The 3,674-nt window shown below is 73.1% G+C and carries 4 protein-coding genes; 1 reads left to right on the top strand and 3 read right to left on the bottom strand.

What is annotated here, in order from left to right:
• On the top strand, positions 1-602 hold a 602-nt coding region (locus NS220_RS12080; RefSeq protein WP_346335423.1), incomplete at its 5' end, for a GNAT family N-acetyltransferase.
• A gap of 57 nt (positions 603-659) precedes the next feature.
• Here NS220_RS12080 and NS220_RS12075 read toward each other — a convergent pair.
• The 3 genes from NS220_RS12075 to NS220_RS12065 all read right to left on the bottom strand — a co-directional run.
• Entirely contained in the window at positions 660-1,316 is a 657-nt protein-coding gene (locus NS220_RS12075; RefSeq protein ID WP_058624302.1) for a class F sortase, read from the bottom strand.
• Positions 1,317-2,813 carry a tyrosine-protein phosphatase gene (locus NS220_RS12070; protein WP_058624301.1) on the bottom strand — a complete coding sequence of 499 codons (1,497 nt, stop codon included), beginning with the start codon at positions 2,811-2,813 and terminating at the stop codon, positions 1,317-1,319. It lies immediately after the preceding gene.
• Positions 2,814-2,970: 157 nt separating this feature from the next.
• The coding region (locus NS220_RS12065) for a citrate/2-methylcitrate synthase (RefSeq protein WP_275934679.1) at positions 2,971-3,674 on the bottom strand (704 nt) is incomplete at its 5' end.

The following is a 3,674-nucleotide window of genomic DNA, read 5'->3' as shown; positions in this document are numbered from 1 at the left end:
CTCTGGCATCCTGTCGGGACCCGCCGTACCGCCGACGAAAGGTGACCATGACGTCGCCCGCCCCCACCCCGCGTATCGACCTCGTCCCGCTCGCGGACGCCGACCGCCCCACCTGGCTCGTCCGCATGGAGGCCTCCTTCGCCGCGGGCGTGCGAGATGCCGGACTGCAACCGGGCGAGCAACCGATCCCGAAGGCCGCCGAGATGCAGGAAGAGCTCGACGCGCCCGGCACCGAGGCGCTGCAGATCGTGCGCGACGGCGTGGTCGTCGGCGGGGCGGCGGTCAGCGGCCTCGACGAGGGGCGCCGCAACCTGGAGCTGTTCTTCATCGACGCCGGCCACCACGGGGGCGGCATCGGCTCGCGCGCGTGGGAGGCCATCGAGGCCCGTTATCCCGACACCGAGGTGTGGGAGACCGACACCCCGTACTTCGAGCAGCGCAACATCCACTTCTACATCAATCGTTGCGGCTTCCACGCCGTCGAGTTCTTCCACCCGGGTCACCGCCGGGAGCACCGCGACGGACAGCACGACGGCGACCACGACGGCGGTCCCGACCGGATGTTCCGCTTCGAGAAGAGGATGCCGGGCGCCCGACGCTGAGGGCGCCTGCCCGGGGCGGCGAGTGGCGACGCCCCGGGCAGGGCCGCTGCCCGCGCCTCACCCCACCCGTGACGCCTCGACCACCATGTTCTCCGTCGACGGTTTGCCATCAGGGCGCTGGAGGCACGTGATGACCACGAGACGGCCCGGGGTGTCGGCCCAGACGTCCGCGTCGCCGCCGATGGCGGTCTTGTCGAGCGCCTCGGTCCGGTCGACGCGGTAGTCGACGCCCGCGACGGTGATGTCGGCACCGACCGCGATACGCGCGCGGCCCCGATCCACGTCGATGAGCGCGTTGCCCGGCCCGACACCTCCGCCCCGCAGCGAGTGCATCACCACGAACACGGTCCCGGATGCCGCGTCGGCGGGCGCGACACCGAGATTGCGCACCCAGTACGCCGACGTGAATCCGGGCGGTTCCAGCACGTCGTCCACCACGTTCACCGCGCCGAGGGGCACGTCGAGTCCCACGGACGGCGCCGAGATGCGACCGACGCCGTCCGGCGTGGCCGACGCGCTCGGCGCGGGCGTCGGCCCGTCGATCTGCACGGGGTTTCCCGCCAGGTCGTGCGGCGCGGTGGCGACCTCGGCCTCGACCGTCGGCATCCCGGGCGTCTGCGACAGCACGAATCCCCCGGCGATCAGCCCCAGCGCCACGACCACCGCGGTGGCGGCGAGGATGTCTCCCCGCCGCCACCGCCGTAGGCTCCTCATTCAGCGGGCCCGACGTACCCGGGCGACGCGCAGGACGACCACCGCCGCGAGCAGCATCGCCCCGAGAGCCCCCAGCGCGATCCCGGGCCAGGGAGCGGGCTGCGTGAGCAGCGTCCCGCCCGTCGCGACCGAGGGGCCGGCCGCCGCGCTCGCGCCGGTCGTCGCGGCGCCGACCGTGATGGGCAGCGCCGCGCTGACCGCGTCGCCCTGCGCGTCGGCCAGGAACAGCGTGTGCGCACCGGTGGCGAGCGAGGCGGGCAGGGTGACGTCGGCCGAGACCGAGCCGTCGGCGGCGGCGGTCACGCGGCCGATGACCGTCGGGGTCGAGTGCACGACGACGTCGTACGACGCCCCGGCGGTGAATCCCGCCCCGGTGAGGTGCACGGTCGAGCCGGCCACGAGGTCCGTCCCCGCGGCGAGGGTGATGGCCGGGGCGGCCACCGAGACGGTGTAGCTCTTCGTCGTCGTGCCGTCCTGCGCCGTGATGAGGACCGTGGCGCTCTGTCCCGAGACGGTGACCGTCGAGGTCGCGGCGGCGCTCGAGGTCGTCACCTGGACGTCGGATGCCGCGAGCGCGGCGATCGGCGCCGTCACGGTCGCACCCCCGGCGCCGGCCGCCGCGTCGAGGGGCACGTCGACTCCGCCGACGCGGATCGCCGATGCGGTGGCGTCGTTCGAGATGAGGAAGCGCGTGCGGAGGGCGGCCGCCTCGTCGGCGGTCACGCCGACGGTCTTCGAGATGTAGGCGTCGAGCCCGCCGTACTTCTTCGCGATGTCGGCCTCGAAGGTGCCCTGCAGGAGGTCGGGCGTCGCCCACGTGACCCCGAGCTGCGTGTTCGACAGCAGGTAGTCGTGGAGGATGTCGGAGCTGCTCACGCCGAGGATGCGGTACAGCAGGTCCATCACGGTGCCGGTGCGGTCCATGCCGTGCGAGCAGTGCAGGAGGACGGTACCCGAGGTGTGCGTGGAGAGCAGTCGGAGGATCTGCGCGTAGGCACTGATCATCACACCGGGCGATGACGGGCTCTCGTACCCCTTGTCGACGAGGTCGTGGTACATCGCGGTGTCGTCGCTGTAGTTCCCGTCGGTGCCGAACATCGAGATGTTCACCGTCTGCGCCCCGGGGATCGCCACATCCGGCTTGGCCGCGACCTGCGCGGGGGTGCGGAGGTCGATGACGAGGTCGACGTGGTACTCGTTCGCCAGGGTCTGCGCTCCGGCGGAGGTGATCTTGTCGAGGGACTCGGTGCGCAGCAGCCGCGGGGCGTTGACGGTCTGTCCGCCGGCACCCGTGAACGAACCGAGCTCACGGCCGTTGACGAGACCCGGCACATCGGTGATCGCGTGATCCTGCGCCGTGAGGGCGGGCTGGAGAGTGGGATCGGTACCGGCGTGCGCGGCGGTGGCGCCGAAGCCGAGGGTGCCGAGGGTCGCGGTGGCGACGAGAGCGGCGGAGAGCAGGCGCGCGGATGGCGCGCGGCGGGGGCGGGAGTTCACGGTCGTCCTCAGGGGTGTGGGGGTACGGGTGGTCGGCGCCGCCGGGAAGGGGCGCCGGAGGTGACGGTCCCACCCCGAGGTGACGCATCCGGGAACGGCTCGGCCCCGCCGCGCAACGAAGGCTGAGCAGTTCGACCAGAGAATGCGATGAGTCGGCTCAGAGGCGCGCCCGGGCCACCGGTGCGGGCCCGACGTACCGCGCCGACGGCCGGATGATCTTCCGGTCACGTGCCTGCTCCAGCACGTGCGCCGTCCAGCCGATCGTGCGCGCGAGCGCGAAGGTGGCGGTGAACAGGTCACGGGGAATCCCGCACTGCTCCATGACGACGGCCGCGTAGAACTCGACGTTCGCGTGCAGGGGGCGGTCGGGACGGTGCTCCGCCAGCTGCCGCTCGGCCTCCTGCTGGAAGGCCAGCGCCTGAGCGACGCGCTCCCCGCCCAGGCCCTCGGCGACCTCGCGCAGGAGGACGGATCGCGGGTCGGCCGTCCGGTACACCGCGTGGCCGAACCCCATCAGTCGGCGTCCCGCGGCGAGCTCCCCGGCGATCCAGCTCCCCGGGTCGGCACCGGCGAGATCGAGGCTGTCGAGTGCCCGCGCGGGCGCTCCCCCGTGCAGCGGTCCCGACAGGGCTCCGACGGCACCGGTGAGACAGGATGCCATGTCGGCCCCCGTCGACGCGATGACGCGGGCCGTGAACGTGGAGGCGTTGAAGCCGTGGTCCATCGCCGCGACGAGGTAGGCCGACAGCGCGCGCTCGTGCGCGGGGTCGGGCACGACCCCTGTGACCCGTCGGAGGTAGTCGGCGACCACACCGCCCCCGGCCCCGGATCCCCCGCCGACGAGGGCAGCCGGGGCCATCG

This window comes from Microbacterium testaceum (assembly GCF_001476655.1).
GTDB classification, from domain to species: domain Bacteria; phylum Actinomycetota; class Actinomycetes; order Actinomycetales; family Microbacteriaceae; genus Microbacterium; species Microbacterium testaceum_C.
This window is presented reverse-complemented; position numbering and strand designations above follow the sequence as displayed.